Annotated in this window: 15 protein-coding genes; 8 read left to right on the top strand and 7 right to left on the bottom strand. The window is 68.8% G+C overall.

Annotation, left to right across the window (positions count from 1 at the left end):
• Positions 1–56: 56 nt before the first annotated feature.
• Entirely contained in the window at positions 57–536 is a 480-nt protein-coding gene (ispF, locus tag D8S75_RS13560) for a 2-C-methyl-D-erythritol 2,4-cyclodiphosphate synthase (RefSeq protein ID WP_119966883.1), read from the bottom strand.
• Positions 537–555: 19 nt separating this feature from the next.
• Positions 556–1,395 (bottom strand): 2-C-methyl-D-erythritol 4-phosphate cytidylyltransferase, encoded by an 840-nt coding sequence (gene ispD, locus D8S75_RS13555; RefSeq protein ID WP_119966882.1) that lies wholly within the window; start codon positions 1,393–1,395, stop codon positions 556–558.
• Positions 1,396–1,538: 143 nt separating this feature from the next.
• Here ispD and mfd point away from each other — a divergent pair, with 143 nt between their 5' ends.
• From mfd to D8S75_RS13535, 4 genes are all read left to right on the top strand, one after another.
• Complete coding sequence (gene mfd, locus D8S75_RS13550; protein ID WP_119966881.1) at positions 1,539–5,009, top strand: transcription-repair coupling factor; 3,471 nt, start codon at positions 1,539–1,541, stop codon at positions 5,007–5,009.
• A gap of 171 nt (positions 5,010–5,180) precedes the next feature.
• Positions 5,181–5,825 (top strand): hypothetical protein, encoded by a 645-nt coding sequence (locus tag D8S75_RS13545; RefSeq protein WP_119966880.1) that lies wholly within the window; start codon positions 5,181–5,183, stop codon positions 5,823–5,825.
• 47 nt (positions 5,826–5,872) lie between these two features.
• Entirely contained in the window at positions 5,873–6,589 is a 717-nt protein-coding gene (serB, locus tag D8S75_RS13540; protein WP_119966879.1) for a phosphoserine phosphatase SerB, read from the top strand.
• A 15-nt stretch (positions 6,590–6,604) separates the two neighbouring features.
• Complete coding sequence (locus tag D8S75_RS13535) at positions 6,605–7,168, top strand: TlpA family protein disulfide reductase (RefSeq protein ID WP_119966923.1); 564 nt, start codon at positions 6,605–6,607, stop codon at positions 7,166–7,168.
• Between the two features lie 16 nt (positions 7,169–7,184).
• Here the strand turns inward: D8S75_RS13535 and D8S75_RS13530 are convergent, their stop codons facing one another.
• Complete coding sequence (locus D8S75_RS13530; RefSeq protein ID WP_119966878.1) at positions 7,185–7,670, bottom strand: RrF2 family transcriptional regulator; 486 nt, start codon at positions 7,668–7,670, stop codon at positions 7,185–7,187.
• Between the two features lie 95 nt (positions 7,671–7,765).
• Here D8S75_RS13530 and ytfE point away from each other — a divergent pair, with 95 nt between their 5' ends.
• The gene (gene ytfE, locus D8S75_RS13525) at positions 7,766–8,509 is read left to right on the top strand and encodes an iron-sulfur cluster repair protein YtfE (protein WP_119966877.1); all 744 of its coding nucleotides are present in this window, start codon (positions 7,766–7,768) and stop codon (positions 8,507–8,509) included.
• 70 nt (positions 8,510–8,579) lie between these two features.
• Here the strand turns inward: ytfE and D8S75_RS13520 are convergent, their stop codons facing one another.
• The 3 genes from D8S75_RS13520 to D8S75_RS13510 are packed head-to-tail and all read right to left on the bottom strand — an operon-like array spanning position 8,580 to position 9,636.
• Complete coding sequence (locus tag D8S75_RS13520; RefSeq protein ID WP_119966876.1) at positions 8,580–8,795, bottom strand: DUF3820 family protein; 216 nt, start codon at positions 8,793–8,795, stop codon at positions 8,580–8,582.
• Entirely contained in the window at positions 8,795–9,163 is a 369-nt protein-coding gene (locus D8S75_RS13515; RefSeq protein WP_198673208.1) for a translation initiation factor Sui1, read from the bottom strand. Before D8S75_RS13515 ends, D8S75_RS13520 begins: the two co-directional genes overlap by 1 nt.
• The gene (locus D8S75_RS13510; RefSeq protein ID WP_119966921.1) at positions 9,160–9,636 is read right to left on the bottom strand and encodes a DUF2721 domain-containing protein; all 477 of its coding nucleotides are present in this window, start codon (positions 9,634–9,636) and stop codon (positions 9,160–9,162) included. The genes D8S75_RS13515 and D8S75_RS13510 overlap by 4 nt, the downstream gene beginning before the upstream one ends.
• Before the next feature lie 88 nt (positions 9,637–9,724).
• Here D8S75_RS13510 and D8S75_RS13505 point away from each other — a divergent pair, with 88 nt between their 5' ends.
• The 3 genes from D8S75_RS13505 to D8S75_RS13495 all read left to right on the top strand — a co-directional run bounded on the left by D8S75_RS13505 (position 9,725) and on the right by D8S75_RS13495 (position 13,036).
• Positions 9,725–10,993, top strand: a complete 1,269-nt coding sequence (locus D8S75_RS13505; RefSeq protein ID WP_119966875.1) for a DEAD/DEAH box helicase — start codon at positions 9,725–9,727, stop codon at positions 10,991–10,993.
• Between the two features lie 108 nt (positions 10,994–11,101).
• Entirely contained in the window at positions 11,102–12,394 is a 1,293-nt protein-coding gene (locus D8S75_RS13500; RefSeq protein WP_119966874.1) for a sensor domain-containing diguanylate cyclase, read from the top strand.
• 42 nt (positions 12,395–12,436) lie between these two features.
• Positions 12,437–13,036 (top strand): 3'-5' exonuclease, encoded by a 600-nt coding sequence (locus D8S75_RS13495; protein ID WP_119966920.1) that lies wholly within the window; start codon positions 12,437–12,439, stop codon positions 13,034–13,036.
• 137 nt (positions 13,037–13,173) lie between these two features.
• Here D8S75_RS13495 and D8S75_RS13490 read toward each other — a convergent pair whose 3' ends face one another.
• Positions 13,174–14,364: an aminotransferase-like domain-containing protein gene (locus D8S75_RS13490; protein WP_119966919.1), complete on the bottom strand. Its 1,191-nt coding sequence runs from the start codon at positions 14,362–14,364 to the stop codon at positions 13,174–13,176.
• Positions 14,365–14,562: the final 198 nt, after the last annotated feature.

The following is a 14,562-nucleotide window of genomic DNA, read 5'->3' as shown; positions in this document are numbered from 1 at the left end:
GGGCCGCGCCCGTTGCAAACGCCGTGGCGATACGCAGCCGGACGATTCGGTCGGAATCAGACCCTCAGGAGCAGGGCCACGGCCCGGGCCTCGATGGCCAGGCACTGGCCCACCGGGCCCATGCGCTCGGCCGTCTTGGCCTTCACGTTCACCTGGTCCTGCGCCAGCCCCAAGGCGCTGGCGATGCGCTCGCGCATGGCCGGAATGTGCGCTACCAGGCGTGGTGCCTGCGCCACCACGGTGCTGTCGATGTTGCCGATCTCATGGCCATGCGCGCGCACGCGGCGCGCCGCTTCCTGCAGCAGCGCCACAGAATCGGCGCCACGGAACTGCGCATCGGTGTCGGGAAAATGCGAGCCGATGTCGCCCAGCGCCGCCGCGCCCAGCAGCGCGTCGGTGATGGCGTGCAGCAGCACGTCGGCGTCGGAATGCCCCAGCAGGCCTGCGGAGTGCGGAATGTTCACCCCGCCGATGACAAGCCGGCGCCCCGGCACCAGCGCATGCACGTCCCAGCCTTCGCCAATCCTGAATTTCATGTTCGTGGTCCCTGCTGCGTCAGAAAATCTTGCCCGAAGCCGTGCCCGCCTGGCCACGCGCGCCGCCAAAGCGCTCCAGCGTGGCGCCATGCCCGCGCTGCGCCAGCACGGCCTGGGCCAGCGCGAAATCCTCGGGGTAGGTCACCTTGAAGTTCAGGGCGCTGCCAGGCACCAGGCGCGGGTGCAGGCCCATGGCCTCCATGGCACTGGCCTCGTCCGTGACGACCGGCCCCACATGCTCCAGCGCCTTGCGCAGCGGGCCGATGCGGAACATCTGCGGCGTCTGGGCCAGCCACTTGTCGGCACGGTCCACCGTGGAGGCCACGCGGATGCCCCCCGGCCCGGCCGAGGCCGTCTTGAGGGTGTCGGCCAGTTTGTGCGCCAGCAGCCCGCCCACGCCATCGTGCGCGCAGGCGTCGATGAGCGCGTCGATCTGCTCGGGCGTCACCAGGCAGCGCGCGGCATCGTGCACCAGCACCCAATCGAGTTCGCGCGCGCCGCGCTCCTGCAGGGCGCGCAGGCCGCCGAGCACGGTGTCGGCGCGCGTCGGGCCGCCGCAGTCCACCGTGAAAAAGGAGGGGTTGGCATAGGCGTCGAGAAAATGATCGCCGGGCGCCACCGCCACCAGCGTCCCACGCAAGCGCGCCACACCGGCGAAGGCCGCCAGCGTGTGCAGCACCATGGGCTGGCCCGCCACCGGCTGGTACTGCTTGGGCAGCCCGGCATGGGCGGCCGGCGCATCGGCCGCCACGGCGCGCGAACCCGTGCCCGCGCAGGGCAGCAACGCCCAGAAGTCCCCCGGCGCCGAGGGAGACACGCCGATGGACGTGGCCAATGGAGGGATCAGGGGTTCGGTCATGGGGGGATTCTAAGAACCTGCCAGCGATCCTGGTGACAGGCCAGCCAGAATGCCGGGCAGGTTTTAAAATCGCCCCCTCCCGCTGCGTCCGGCTGGCGCATCATTGGCTCGCCGCGCATGCCTGCGCGGCGCATTTCCCGCGCATGGATCTACCCAAACTCTCCCCCGGCAAACGTTTCACCCTGCCCCGTCCCGCTGGCAGCGCCGACGCGCTGCTGCTGGCGCGCCTGGGGCAGCAGCAGAAGGCCGCGCACCGCACCATCGCCATCATCACGGCCGACGCCACCGACGCGCAGCGCCTCATCGACGAGATGGCGTTCTTCGCGCCCGATCTGCGCTGCGCGCTGTTCCCCGACTGGGAAACCCTGCCCTACGACCAGTTCTCGCCGCACCAGGACCTCATCAGCGAGCGCCTGGCCACACTCTGGCGCATCAGCCAGAAGGACCGCGACACCGGCGCCGACGTGGTGCTGGTGCCCGCCACCACGGCGCTGTACCGCCTGGCTCCGCCCTCCTTCCTGGCGGGCTACACCTTCCATTTCAAGGTCAAGCAGAAGCTCGACGAAGCCAAGCTCAAGGCCCAGCTCACGCTCGCGGGCTACAGCCATGTGACGCAGGTGGTGAGCCCGGGGGAATACGCGGTGCGCGGCGGGCTGATCGACCTGTTCCCCATGGGTTCGCTGCAGCCCTACCGCGTGGACCTGTTCGACGACGAGATCGACTCCATCCGCACCTTCGACCCCGACAGCCAGCGCAGTCTCTACCCGGTGCCCGAGGTGCGCCTGCTGCCCGGGCGTGAATTCCCCATGGACGAGGCGGCGCGCGCGCGTTTCCGGGCCCGCTGGCGCGAACTGCTGGAAGGCGACCCCACCAAGAGCCGCATCTACAAGGACATGGGTGCGGGCGTGGCCACCGCCGGCATCGAGTACTACCTGCCGCTGTTCTTCGACGAGACCGCTACCGTGTTCGACTACCTGGGCGACGCCGCCACGGTGGTGCTGCACGGCGACCTGGAGCCTGCCTTCCAGGGCTTCTGGCAAGACACGCGCGAGCGCTTCCGCTTGCTGCAGGGCGACCCCGAACGCCCGGTGCTGCCGCCCGATGCGCTGTTCCTGAGCGCCGACCAGTTCTACACCCGCTGCAAGGAGCATGCGCAGCTGGCGCTGCGGCCCGGCGTGGAGGATGTGGCCGACAACGCGCATTTCCAGCCACACACCGACCTGTCGGTGGTGCGCGGCGCCGAGGACCCGCTGGCCCGCCTGCACGCGCACATCCAGAGCACGCAGCACCGCGTGCTGCTGCTGGCCGAGAGCGATGGCCGGCGCGAGAGCCTGCTCGACTTCCTGCGCGCCTCGCAGCTCAACCCGCCGACCTTCGATTCGCTGGCCGAGTTCCAGCAGGACGGTGGCGAGAAGGTGGGCATCGCCACGGCCGCGCTCGCCACCGGATTCCGGTGGATGGAAGAAGGCCTGGACTTCGTCACCGAGACGGAGCTGTTCGCCGCCGGCCCCACCACGCGCCGACGCAAGAAGCAGGAGCAGGTGAGCGACGTCGAGGCACTCATCAAGGACCTCTCGGAACTCAACGTGGGCGACCCCGTGGTGCACAGCCAGCACGGCATCGGCCGCTACCGCGGCCTGGTGAACATGGACGTGGGCAACAAGAACCCCGACGGTTCGCCCGCGCTGCAGGAATTCCTGCACCTGGAATACGCCGGCGAGGCCGTGCTCTACGTGCCCGTGAGCCAGCTGCAGCTCATCAGCCGCTACACCGGCGTCTCCGCCGACGAGGCGCCCCTGCACAAGCTGGGCAGTGGCCAGTGGGAAAAGGCCAAGCGCAAGGCCGCCGAACAGGTGCGCGACAGCGCGGCCGAGCTGCTCAACATCTACGCCCGGCGCGCGGCGCGCGAGGGCCATGCCTTCCGCTACAGCCCACAGGACTACGAGCAGTTCGCCAACGACTTCGGCTTTGAAGAAACCGCCGACCAGAACGCCGCCATCCACGCCGTCATCCAGGACATGATTTCGCCGCGCCCCATGGACCGCCTGGTCTGCGGCGACGTGGGCTTCGGCAAGACCGAAGTCGCCCTGCGCGCCGCCTTCGTGGCCGTCACGGGCGGCAAGCAGGTGGCCTTTCTCGCGCCCACCACGCTGCTGGCCGAGCAGCACTACCAGACGCTGGTGGACCGCTTCAGCAAATGGCCGGTGAAGATTGCCGAGGTCTCGCGCTTCCGCTCGGGCAAAGAAATCACGGCCGCCATCAAGGGGATTGCCGACGGCACGGTGGACATCGTGGTGGGCACGCACAAGCTGCTGTCCGAGTCCACCAAGTTCCACAACCTGGGCCTGCTCATCATCGACGAGGAACACCGCTTTGGCGTGCGCCACAAGGAACAGATGAAAGCCTTGCGCGCCGAGGTGGACGTGCTCACGCTCACCGCCACACCGATCCCACGCACGCTGGGTATGGCACTGGAGGGCCTGCGCGATTTGAGCGTGATCGCCACGGCACCGCAGCGCCGCCTGGCGATCAAGACCTTTGTGCGCAACGAGGGCACGGGCGTGATCCGCGAGGCGGTGCTGCGCGAATTGAAGCGCGGCGGGCAGTGCTACTTTCTGCACAACGAGGTCGAAACCATCGAGAACCGGCGCCAGAAGCTCGAGGAGATATTGCCCGAAGCGCGCATCGCCGTGGCCCACGGCCAGATGCCCGAGCGCGAGCTGGAGCGCGTGATGCGTGACTTCATCGCCCAGCGCTTCAACATCCTGCTGTGCTCGACCATCATCGAGACCGGCATCGACGTGCCCACGGCCAACACCATCATCATGAGCCGCGCCGACAAGTTCGGCCTGGCGCAGCTGCACCAGCTGCGCGGACGCGTGGGCCGCAGCCACCACCAGGCCTACGCCTACCTGATGGTGCCCGACATCGAAGGCCTGACCAAGCAGGCCCAGCAGCGGCTCGAAGCCATCCAGCAGATGGAAGAGCTGGGCAGCGGCTTTTACCTGGCCATGCACGACCTGGAGATCCGGGGCGCGGGCGAGGTGCTGGGCGAGAACCAGAGCGGCAACATGCTGGAGGTGGGCTTCCAGCTCTACAACGAGATGCTGGCCGAGGCCGTGCGCTGCCTCAAGGCCGGCAAGGAGCCCGACCTGCTCGCTCCGCTGTCCGTCACCACCGACATCAACCTGCACGCCCCTGCCCTGCTGCCCGACGACTACTGCGGCGACGTGCACCTGCGCCTGTCGTTCTACAAGAAGCTGGCCACGGCCCGCACCAACGACCAGATCGACAGCCTGCTCGAAGAAATCGTGGACCGTTTCGGAAAGCTTCCCGTCCAGGCACAGACGCTGATCGACGTGCACCGCCTGCGCACCCTGAGCCAGCCCTACGGCGTGGTGAAGGTGGACGCGGCCCCCGGCGTCATCCACATCACCTTCAAGCCGCAGCCACCAGTGGACCCCATGGCCATCATCGGGCTGATCCAGAAGAACAAGCACATCAAGCTGGCCGGCAACGAGAAACTGCGCATCGAGCGCGAACTGCCGGACCCCAAGGCCCGCGCCCAGATGGTGCGCGACGTGCTGCGCAGCCTGGGCCAGCCGCTGGCGTGAAACGGAACACCCCCTGTGTCGCTTCGCTCCTTCCCCCCCCTCTCTCGCTACGCGTTACTTCGCGGGAGGGGGACGACGCCAGTGCGGCGGGGCGGCCCTTGCGCGGCGTCTGCTGGCCTGGGCTGCGCCAGTGGCAGCCATTGCCGGCGATAGGCCACACCGTCTGCCGCCATGTTGATCGAGCTGTTCATCGCCGTGCTGGTGCTCGCCGCATCGCTGGCCACGCGCCCCTGGCGCCTGCTGGCGGGCATGCCAGGGCCGGATGGAACACAGCAGGCCAGCCCGCTGCTCACGCCGCTGCTCGCCACGCTGGTGCTGCAGCCCTGGCTGTGGGCCCTGCCCGCGCTGCACGCCATGCCGCTGCAGTTGCAATGGTCGGGCGCCTGCTTGGTGGTGCTGATGCTGGGCTGGCCGCTGGCCATGCCGGTGATGCTGGGCGTGGGTGCCATCACCGGACTGGTCTCGCCCATGGACTGGCAGCAAAGCCTGCATGCCGCCGTCTGGCAGGGCATGGTGCCCGGCACGCTGGCCCTGCTGCTCGGTTCGCTGCTGCGGCGCCTGACTGGCGAGCAGATGTTTGTCTACATCCTCGGCCGGGCTTTCCTGGGCACCGTGCTGTGCGTGTTCGCCACCGCCGTGCTGGAGCGCTGGCTGGGCAGCCCCCTTCCGGGCGTGGACCTGCAGCTTTCGCTGGTGGCGCACTGGCTCATGGCCTGGGGCGACGCCATCGTCACCGGCATGCTCTGCGCCATCTTCGTGGCCTTCCGGCCGCAGTGGCTAGCCACCTGGTCCGACCGGCTGTACCTGCGCCGCTGACAGCGGCTCGCTTTAAGATTCTCCCTTCACGCAGAGCTTTCCACACCATGACCCACGCCACCGAATTCGCACCCGGCATCATCGTCCAGCGCATCACCCCGCCCCTGAAGCTCTCGGACTTCAAGCTCATCGCCTTCGACATGGACTCCACGCTCATCAACATCGAGTGCGTGGACGAGATCGCCGACGCCGCCGGCCGCAAGGCCGAGGTGGCCGCCATCACCGAGGCGGCCATGCAGGGCGTGATCACCGACTACAAGGAAAGCCTGCGCCAGCGCGTGGCCCTGCTGCGCGGAGTGCCCGTGTCCCACATGGAGCAGGTGCTGCGCGAGCGCATGCAGTTCAACCCGGGGGCGCAAGCGCTCGTGGCGGCCTGCCGCAAGGCCGGCCTGGCCACCCTGCTGGTCTCGGGCGGCTTCACCTTCTTCGCCGAGCGCGTGCAGGCCGGGCTGGGCATCCAGTTCTCCCGCTCGAACCTTCTGGAAATCGAGAACGGCCAGCTCACCGGCCGCATGGTGGACCAGGACTGGGGCGACATCTGCGACGGCGCGGAAAAGCGCCGCACGCTGCTGGAGCTGGCGGCGCTCATGGGCATCCACCCTTCGCAAGCCATCGCCGTGGGCGACGGCGCCAACGACCTGCCCATGATGGAAGCCGCGGGCCTGTCGGTGGCCTACCGCGCCAAGCCCTCGGTGCGCGCGCAGGCCCATGTGGCCATCAACAGCGGCGGCCTCGACCGCCTGCTGGAAGTGGTGCAGGCCTGACCCCGGGCCATGGGCATGCCCTTCGCGGCCCGCCTGTGGGGCCGGCTGCGCCAGAACTGGCGCTCGCACCTGGGCACGCTGCTGCTCGTGCTGGCCGTGTTCACGGGCGCGCACCTCTGGCAAACGCGCCACCTGCCAGCCGGTGCGGCACCTGACCTGTCCCTGCGGCTGAGCAGCGGCGAAACGCTGCGGCTGTCGGATTGGCGCGCCCGGTTCCCGGACCGGCCCGTGGCAATCCATGTCTGGGCCGAGTGGTGCCCCATCTGCCGCGCCGAAGAGCACAGCATCACGCGCCTGCAGGCCGATTGGCCCGTGCTCACGATCGCCATGCAGTCGGGCGGCCCCGAACAGGTGCGGCGCGTGCTGGACCAGCGCGGCCTGCCGTGGGCCACCGTGGTCGATGAAAGGGGCGATGCCGCGCGCCGCCTGGGCGTGCATTCCGTGCCGGCCCTGCTCGTGCTGGATGCACGGGGCCATGTGCGCGCCGCCTCGGTGGGCTATACCAGCGAGGCCGGCATGCGCCTGCGGCTGCTGTGGGCCATGCTGCGCGGCGACGACGCCGCGCCACGGCCGGGCTGATACCGCCGCGCGGCGTTCAATCAGGTGCGCGGGGCAGGCCCGGCACCAGCGGAATGTAGCCGTAGCCTGTGGGCGTGTTCGCCGGCGCCGTGGCCGCCGGGAGCATGAGGTCGGCCAGCGTCAGGTTGTCGAGCACCGAGAAGAAGCTCTTCATGGCCTGCCCCAGCACGCTCTGCAACCGGCAGTGGCTGCTCAGGCGGCACTGGTTGTTCTCGGGGTCGAAGCATTCGACCACCGTGAAGTCGGTTTCCGTGGCGCGCACCACCTTGCCGATGTTGATTTCCTGCGCCGGTTTCATCAGACGCATGCCACCGCCCCGGCCCCGCGTGGTCTCCAGCAGGCCCATGGCGGACAGCTCCTGGACGATCTTGGTCAGATGGCTGCGTGAGATGCCATAACTGTCCGCCACCTCGCTGATGGTGACGGGTTGTTCACGGTCCTCGCAAGCGGCGCAGTACATCAGCACCCGCAAGGTGAAGTCAGTCCACTGGGTAAGCCTCATGGAGATTGCCGTAGATCAAGGAAAACAGGCATGCAAAGTGCATTTTATCATATAAAATGCATACACATTATGCACCTTTATAAGGGATAACCCCCATGAACGCCATCGCCACCCCCCAAGAAATCGCGGCATCTCCGGTCGATGCCAGCCAATCCATCGGCCAGATCGCTGTCGAACTGCCTGGCGCGACCGCCGTCTTCCGCCGCCTCAAGCTTGATTTCTGCTGTGGCGGCCATCTGAGCCTGGCCGTCGCCGTGGCCGAGAAGGGCCTGGACCTGCAGGCCGTGCAGGCCGAGCTGTCGCAGTTGCAGCGCAACGACACCGCGCCGGAAGCATCGGACCCGATCGCGCTGATCGACCACATCCTCACCCGCTACCACGCCGTGCACCGCGAGCAATTGCCCGAGCTGATCCGCATGGCCCACCGCGTGGAAACCGTGCACCGCGCCAATCCCGAGGTGCCCGCCGGCCTGGCCGAGCTGCTGGAGTTCATGCAGGCCGACCTGCTCTCGCACATGCAGAAGGAAGAAGGCATCCTGTTCCCCATGCTCAAGTCCGGCGGCAACCCCTTCGTCACCCAGCCCATCAGCGTGATGCGCTCGGAACACGTGAGCCACCTCGGCGTGATCGAGCGGCTCAACGCCCTGACGAACAACGCCACCCCGCCCGCAGGTGCCTGCAACACCTGGCGCGCGCTGTTCACCGGCATCGGCCAGCTCATCGAGGACCTGATGAACCACATCCACCTGGAAAACAACGTGCTGTTCCCGTACTACGAAGCCAAGGTGCGCCAGAGCGCCGGTGGCTGCGGCGGTTCGGGCGGCTGCCAGTGCAGCTGACCCACGGCAGCGCCGTGCACCCTCCGCCCAGCGGCGGTGGATGACCCCAGGGCCCGTCGCGGGCCCTTTTTTATTCCTTCGGGCGCAGCGGATCGAGCAGCGCCGACAGGCCGTTGTGGTCGATCTCGTGCATGAGCGCCAGCAGGCGCCCGATCTCCCCTTTGGGGAACCCCTCGCGCGCGAACCAGTTCAGATAATTGCCGGGCAGATCGGCCAGCAGGCACCCTGCGTGCTTGCCGAAGGGCATGCGCGTTTCCACCAGTTTCTGCAGCAGCTCGGGGTTCATCAGCCGCCCGCGCGCCGGGCCTTGTGGCCCCACTTCTGCAGAGCCTCCAGCACGCGCTCCACATGGTCGCCCTGCACCTCGATCACGCCGTCCTTCACCGTGCCGCCGCTGCCGCAGGCCGCCTTGAGCTGCTTGCCCAGTTGCGCCAGCGCCACCGCGTCGGCCGGCACCCCCTTGACCACGGTGACGGCCTTGCCGCCGCGTCCCTTGGTTTCGCGCGAGACACGCACGATGCCATCGCCCGCCGGCAGGGGCGCCGCCTTGCAAACGCACTGCGCCTGCGGCTGGCGGCAGCCGGGGCACATGCGGCCATGGTCGGTGGAGTAGACCAGGCCGCCCAGCCCCGCCAGATCGCGCAGCGACTTCATGGCGCGGGCCGCTGCGCCTGTTCGTGCGAGCGCAGCATGTGGAAGTTGAGCAGGCGCGTGGCCATCACCGTCTCCACGAAAAAGATCACCAGCGCCAGCAGGAACGACAGCACGCCGGCCAGGAAGGTGCCCATGGCCCAGGTGTGGCCTCGGAAATTGATGGTCTCGCCAAGGAACAGCAGGATGATGGTCACCCCGATGAGGAAGCCGCACAGCGTTAGCAGGCCGATGCAGCCGTTGGCCATGCGCCCCCGGGTGCGCAGGTAGCCCAGTTCCAGCACCGCGCGCGCCAGGAATTCGCCGTCCTGGGTGCGGTTCGCCCGGTCCTCCACCACCCGGGCACGGTCGATGATGCGCGCCAGGCGCCCGGCCACGGCACCGATCATGCCCGCCACGGCGGTGAGCAGGAACACCGGCGCCACGGCCAGCTGGATGCTGTGGGTGATGCTGGAGGAATCAACGACAAGGCTCATGGTCAAGCGGGACAGAGGCAGGGCCGGGGCCGCGATTATCGGGCACGGCGCGGGCTGCCGGGCCGGCGCCTGGCGCACAATGCCCACCATGCCCTTTTCCTCCCTCGGCCTTTCTCCGTCCCTCGCCAACGCAGCCCATGCGCTGGGCTTCGCGGCCCCCACCCCCATCCAGACGCAGGCCATTCCCGCCATCCTGCGTGGCTCCGACGTCTGGGCCTCGGCCCGCACCGGCTCCGGCAAGACCGCCGCCTTCGCCCTGCCGGCGCTGCAGCAGCACCAGGACCTGTGCCTGCAACGCCGCCCCGGCGGCCCGCGCCCCGTGCACACGCTGGTGGTCGTACCCACGCGCGAACTGGCGGCCCAGGTGGGCGAGGTGCTGCGCAGCCTGGGCCAGCCCCTTGCGCAGCCACCCAAGGTGGCCGTGGTGTTTGGCGGCGTGTCGATCAACCCGCAGATGATGGCGCTGCGCGGCGGCGCCGACATCGTCGTGGCGACGCCGGGGCGCCTGCTCGATCTGGTGGAGCACAACGCGCTGCGCCTCTCAGCCGTGCGCCTGCTCGTGCTCGACGAAGCCGACCGCCTGCTGGACCTGGGCTTCGCCGAGGAACTCCAGCGCGTGCTGGCCCTGCTGCCGGCGCGGCGCCAGACCCTGTTCTTCTCGGCCACCTTCCCCGACAGCGTGCAGGCGCTGGCGGGCAGCCTGCTGCGCGACCCGGTGCGCGTGGAAGTGGACCCCGCCGAGGCCAGCGCGGACGGCGGCGCCACCATCCTGCAGCGGGCCATCGCCGTGGACAGCACCCGCCGCACGCAGTTGCTGCTGCAGTTGACACGGCAGGAGAAGTGGGAACGCGTGCTGGTGTTCGTGGCCACCAAGTACGCGGCCGAGCATGTGGCCGAGAAGCTCTACAAGGCCGGCGTGTACGCCACGCCCTTCCATGGCGACCTGAGCCAGGGCGCGCGCCAGCAGGTGCTCGACGAATTCAAGGCCGACCGCTGGCAAGTGGTGGTGACCACCGACCTGGCCGCGCGCGGCATCGACATCGCGCAACTGCCCGTGGTGGTGAACTACGACCTGCCGCGCTCGGCGGTGGACTACATCCACCGCATCGGCCGCACCGGGCGCGCCGGTGAAAGCGGCCTGGCGGTGAGCTTCGTCACCCCCGCGAGCGAGGCGCACTGGCGGCTGATCGAGAAACGCCAGCACCTGAGCCTGCCGCGCGAGCAGGTGCCCGGTTTCGAGCCCACCGAGAGCCCCCCGCAGGCCAGCGCCGCGGGCACGGGCGGCATCAAGGGCAAGCGCCCCAGCAAGAAGGACAAGCTGCGCGCGGCGGCGGCCCGTGGCACGCCCCCGGGGTAGGCCGGGACAGCTCCCCGGCCCCGTGGCTGGTCGGGCACCGCGCCAGGGTGGCATTCCATAAACCCCGCACTGATGCCACAATGGGTTACAACTCAGGTAGCCCTGCCCATGCTCACCGATCCCGAACTGCTGCGCGTCCTCCCCGTGGCCGTGCTGATCACCCAGCAAGGCGTGATCCGCGTCGCCAACGAAGCCGGACTGGCGCTGCTCGAAGCGGACGGTCCGGAGCAACTGCTGGGGCGGCCGCCCTCGGACTTCGTCCACACGCTGGACAAGCTGCGCTCCAGCAACCGCATCCACCAGGCCAGCGAGCCCGATCAGGCCGGCCGGCCGAACAAGCCCTCCGAGTTCCGCATCCGCACCTGCCAGGGCAACCTGAAGATGGTGCTGATCTCCACCGTGGCCATCGATCTCGACGGCGAACCCGCCCTGCTGATGTGCGGCATGGACGTGACGCACCAGAGCGAGATCCAGGACCAGCTGCGCGAGAGCGAGCAGGCCTTCCGCCGCCTGTTCGAGAGCATGCAGGATGTCTACTACCGCACCGACGCGCAAGGCGTGGTGCAGCACGTGGGCCCCGGCGTGCGCCGCGTGCTGGGCTACGAGCCGCACGAGATCGAGGGCCGCACGGCCGAGTCGTACTACCCGCACAGCTCCGACCGCGACGCCTTCAAGGCCGCCATCATGGCGCACGGCGAGGTGTCCGACTTCCCCGGCCAGATGGTGCGCAAGGACGGCACCGTGATCGACATCTCCATCAGCAGCCACGCGCTGTTCGACCACAACGGCAACTTCGCGGGCGTCGAGGGCATCTACCGCGACGTGACCCAGCGCAAGAACCTGGAGCGCGAGCTGCAGCGCCTGGCCACCACCGACATGCTCACCGGCATGGCCAACCGGCGGGCCTTCCTGGAAACCGCCGAAACCGCCTACCTGCGCGCCCGTGCCGGCGGCGAGCCCCTGACCTTGCTGATGCTCGACCTGGACCACTTCAAGAGCATCAACGACCGCTTCGGCCACCTGGAAGGCGACCGGGTGCTGATTGAGTTCGCACGCACCATCAAGTCCCACCTGCGCGCCAGCGACACCGTGGGGCGCCTGGGTGGCGAGGAATTCGGCCTGCTGCTGCCGCTGACCACGCCGGCCGAGGGCGCCGACGTGGCCGCGCGCATTCTCGACGCCATCCGCGCGCTGGAGCTGACCGACAGCGCCGGCCAGGGCTACCGCATCACCACCAGCATGGGCCTGGGTGCGCTCCACCCCTCCGACCGCAGCCTGCGCGACCTGCTGGACCGGGCCGACCAGGCGCTCTACCTGGCCAAGCACCGTGGCCGCGACCAGCTCGCCATGATCGACAGCGACGACGCCTGCGGCGCGCCGCTGACCGAAGCACCGCACTGACCCGCGCGGCGCGGGCACGGCTCCATGCCGCAGAATGCGCCCATGCAAGCCCATCCCCCCATTCCCGGCAAGGAGCAGATCGCCCTGCTCGAACCCTTCGACCGTCTCGGCCTGGACCGCATCCACCTGGTCAGCACGCGCACGCAGGCCGAGCAGGCCCGCGACGCCCTCGCCGCCACCCGCTTCTGGGGTTTCGACACCGAATCCAAGCCCACCTTCGCCAAGGGGCAGGAATCCGAGGGGCCGCACATCGTGCAGTTCGCCACGCTCGACAGGGCCTGGGTTTTCCAGCTGCACGACCCGGGCTGCAGCGCCCTGGTGGCCGATCTGCTGGCCCGGCCCGGCGTGGCCAAGGCAGGCTTCGGCCTGGGCGACGATCGCAAGCGCATCCAGGCCCGGTTGGGTGTGGCACCCGAGGGCGTGCTGGAACTCAATACCGTCTTCCGCCAGCGCGGCTACCGCAAGGACATGGGCGTGAAGGCCGCCGTGGCCGTGCTGTTCAACCGCCGCTTCATCAAATCGAAAAAAGCCGCCACCTCCAACTGGGCCAGCCCGCGCCTGACCGAGGCGCAACTGGTGTACGCGGCCAACGACGCCTACGCGGCGGCGCATGTGTTCCAGGCACTGGGCCTGGCGGATTGAGCAGGCCCACGGGCGCTACTGATTCAGGAGCGCCTTGCGCTTGATTGGCATGGTTTTCAAATAGAAAACCCTCTGAATCTATTACAGATACTGCGGCTGCAGCTCCTTTTTTGGAAGCAGCCGCATGCAAGCCCCGGTCAGAGCGCCTGCGCCAGGCGCGCCACGCCCTCGCGGATCTTCGCCACATCGGCCGTGGCGAACGACAGGCGCAGCGTGGCGGGGTCGGGATGGGCGCAGAAGAACGGCGTGCCGGGCACGAAGGCCACGCCCTTGTCGATGGCGCGCTTGGCGAACACATTGCCATCCGCCACCTTGCCGCCCGCGCCCGTGAGGCGCGCCCACACGAACAGGCCGCCCTGGGGCTGCACGAACTCGATGGCGTCGCCCAGGTCGCTGCGCAGCGCGTCGCCCATGGCCTGGGCGCGCTCGGCGTACACCTTGCGCACATGGGCCAGCGTGGCGGGCATGCGGCCGGCCTTGAGGTACTGCGCGGCCGTGGCCTGGGCGAAGGTGCTGGTGTGCGCGTCGCTGAACTGCTTGCACATGATGGCCTTGGCCAGCAGGTCGGCCGGGGCGATCATCCAGCCCACGCGCAGGCCGGGCGAGAGCACCTTGCTCAAGCTGCCGCAGTGCACCAGCAGCTCGCGGCTGCCCGGCACGGTGGCCGACAGGTTCAGCAGGCTGGGCGGCGGCGCCTCGCCAAAGTACAGGTCGCCATAGGGGTCGTCCTCGACCACCACGGTCTGGTACTTCACCGCCAGTTCCAGCACCTTCTTGCGGCGCTCCAGGCTCAGCATGGCGCCGCTGGGGTTGCCGAAGGTGGGGATCAGGTAGACGAACTTGGGCTGGTGCTCGGCGATGAGCTTTTCCAGTTCATCGGTCTTCACGCCGTTGCCGTCGATGGGCGCGCTGATGAGCTGCGCGCCATAGAGGCGGAAGCACTGGATGGTGGCCAGGAAGGTGGGGCCTTCGACGATCACCTTGTCGCCGGGGCTGATGAGCGTCTTGCCCAGCAGGTCCAGCGCCTGCTGGCTGCCGGTGGTGACGATGAGGTTCTCGGGCGCCACGCCCTGCGCGCCCTTGCTGGCCATGAACTGGCTGAGCTGCTCGCGCAGCGGCTGGTAACCCTCGGTGGCGCCGTACTGCAGGGCGGCGCCTGCTTCTTCGGCCAGGGCCTGGTTCACGGCGGCCTGGATGCCGTCCACGTCGAACATGGCGCTGTCGGGGAAGCCCCCGGCGAAGCTGATGATGCCGGGCTTGCCCAGCAGCTTGAAGAGCTCGCGGATGGCGGAGGTTTCGACGTTGTTCAGGCGGTCGGCGAATTGCATGGCGTAGGCGAAGAGGGTTGGCGAAGAATCCCGCATTGTCGCCAATCGGCGCGCAGGTTTCCTGCTTGCACGGGTCCGCCCCCGGCCATGGCGCAGCTTGCGTGCGCTTCCATGCCACTCTGGCATGAACCGATGCATTGCCGCGAGCGCGCATGGCGCGACAGGCAGCGCGCTCCTAGAATCCATCAGGACCCGGTT

It is taken from the genome of Simplicispira lacusdiani, from assembly GCF_003604195.1.
Lineage (GTDB): Bacteria > Pseudomonadota > Gammaproteobacteria > Burkholderiales > Burkholderiaceae_C > Simplicispira > Simplicispira lacusdiani.
Note: the sequence above shows the minus strand (reverse complement) of the source record. Positions and strands in the feature narration are given on the sequence as shown.

What these genes read in the sequence shown, in the direction of transcription:
- ispF (WP_119966883.1), bottom strand. Translation starts at nt 536, where the DNA reads ATGAAATTCAGGATTGGCGAAGGCTGGGACGTGCATGCGCTGGTGCCG.
- ispD (WP_119966882.1), bottom strand. Translation starts at nt 1,395, where the DNA reads ATGACCGAACCCCTGATCCCTCCATTGGCCACGTCCATCGGCGTGTCT.
- mfd (WP_119966881.1), top strand. Translation starts at nt 1,539, where the DNA reads ATGGATCTACCCAAACTCTCCCCCGGCAAACGTTTCACCCTGCCCCGT.
- D8S75_RS13545 (WP_119966880.1), top strand. Translation starts at nt 5,181, where the DNA reads ATGTTGATCGAGCTGTTCATCGCCGTGCTGGTGCTCGCCGCATCGCTG.
- serB (WP_119966879.1), top strand. Translation starts at nt 5,873, where the DNA reads ATGACCCACGCCACCGAATTCGCACCCGGCATCATCGTCCAGCGCATC.
- D8S75_RS13535 (WP_119966923.1), top strand. Translation starts at nt 6,605, where the DNA reads ATGCCCTTCGCGGCCCGCCTGTGGGGCCGGCTGCGCCAGAACTGGCGC.
- D8S75_RS13530 (WP_119966878.1), bottom strand. Translation starts at nt 7,670, where the DNA reads ATGAGGCTTACCCAGTGGACTGACTTCACCTTGCGGGTGCTGATGTAC.
- ytfE (WP_119966877.1), top strand. Translation starts at nt 7,766, where the DNA reads ATGAACGCCATCGCCACCCCCCAAGAAATCGCGGCATCTCCGGTCGAT.
- D8S75_RS13520 (WP_119966876.1), bottom strand. Translation starts at nt 8,795, where the DNA reads ATGAACCCCGAGCTGCTGCAGAAACTGGTGGAAACGCGCATGCCCTTC.
- D8S75_RS13515 (WP_198673208.1), bottom strand. Translation starts at nt 9,163, where the DNA reads ATGAAGTCGCTGCGCGATCTGGCGGGGCTGGGCGGCCTGGTCTACTCC.
- D8S75_RS13510 (WP_119966921.1), bottom strand. Translation starts at nt 9,636, where the DNA reads ATGAGCCTTGTCGTTGATTCCTCCAGCATCACCCACAGCATCCAGCTG.
- D8S75_RS13505 (WP_119966875.1), top strand. Translation starts at nt 9,725, where the DNA reads ATGCCCTTTTCCTCCCTCGGCCTTTCTCCGTCCCTCGCCAACGCAGCC.
- D8S75_RS13500 (WP_119966874.1), top strand. Translation starts at nt 11,102, where the DNA reads ATGCTCACCGATCCCGAACTGCTGCGCGTCCTCCCCGTGGCCGTGCTG.
- D8S75_RS13495 (WP_119966920.1), top strand. Translation starts at nt 12,437, where the DNA reads ATGCAAGCCCATCCCCCCATTCCCGGCAAGGAGCAGATCGCCCTGCTC.
- D8S75_RS13490 (WP_119966919.1), bottom strand. Translation starts at nt 14,364, where the DNA reads ATGCAATTCGCCGACCGCCTGAACAACGTCGAAACCTCCGCCATCCGC.